Consider the following 1,095-nt stretch of genomic DNA (forward strand, 5'->3'; position numbering starts at 1 on the left):
GACATCGCCCGCATCATCGGTGCGACCGGGCGTAATGACGGTTATCTTTCCGGCAACGGATATATGGTGACATGGGCGTTCGGCCACTTAATCCAGCTTGCCATGCCGGAAGCCTACGGCGTGGCGAACTTCCGCAGGGAGAGCCTGCCCATACTGCCGCCCGATTTCCAGCTAATCCCCCGTCAGGTGAAAGCGGAGAAAGGGTACAAGGCAGACCCCGGCGTGCTGAAACAGTTGAAAGTGATAAAGGAAGTGTTCGACCAGTGCGACCGGATTATTGTCGCCACCGATGCCGGGCGTGAGGGTGAGTTAATCTTCCGCTATATCTTCCATTACCTGAACTGCCGGAAACCATTTGTGCGCCTGTGGATAAGCAGCCTTACCGACAAGGCAATCCGTGAGGGGCTGGATAACTTGCAGCCGGGAGAGCGTTACGATAACCTTTACCTCTCTGCCAAGTCCCGCAGCGAAGCGGACTGGCTGATAGGGATAAACGCCACCCAAGCGTTGAGCGTTGCCGCCGGGCAGGGGGTGTTCTCGCTGGGCAGGGTGCAGACACCCACGCTCGTGATGATATGCAGCCGCTATTTGGAGAACAAGAATTTCGTACCCGCCAAGTTTTGGCAACTCAAAGCGGCGACCGCCAGCGGGGGAATAAATTTTACCGCCCAATCGACCGCCAAGTGGGAACAGCAGCCCGAAGCCATAGCCGTCCTGCAACGGGTAAAGGATGCCGGGCAACTTGTGGTTAAATCCGTTGAGAGGAAAGAAGCCTGCCAAGAACCGCCGCTTTTGTACGACCTTACCACGCTGCAAAAGGAAGCGAACACGAAGTTGAACTTCTCGGCTGACAAGACGCTTTCCATAGCGCAAAGCCTGTATGAAAAGAAAGTGATGTCCTACCCAAGAACCGGAAGCCGCTATATTCCGGAGGACGTTTTCGATGAAATGCCGGAACGTGTCGCCCTGCTGGGGCAATACCCCCGCTTTGCCGGGTATGCCGCCGGGCTGGACGGCACACCCCTGAACCGCCGCAGCGTGAATGACGGCAAAGTGACCGACCACCACGCCTTAATCATTACCGAGAACCTGCCC

General features: G+C 56.7%; 1 protein-coding gene. It reads left to right on the plus strand.

Annotation, left to right across the window (positions count from 1 at the left end; genetic code table 11):
• Positions 1 to 1,095, plus strand: a 1,095-nt coding sequence (locus H8S64_RS22085; protein WP_255469675.1) for a DNA topoisomerase, incomplete at both ends; no start/stop codon positions are given.

It is taken from the genome of Butyricimonas hominis (assembly GCF_014287455.1).
Classification (GTDB): domain Bacteria; phylum Bacteroidota; class Bacteroidia; order Bacteroidales; family Marinifilaceae; genus Butyricimonas; species Butyricimonas muris.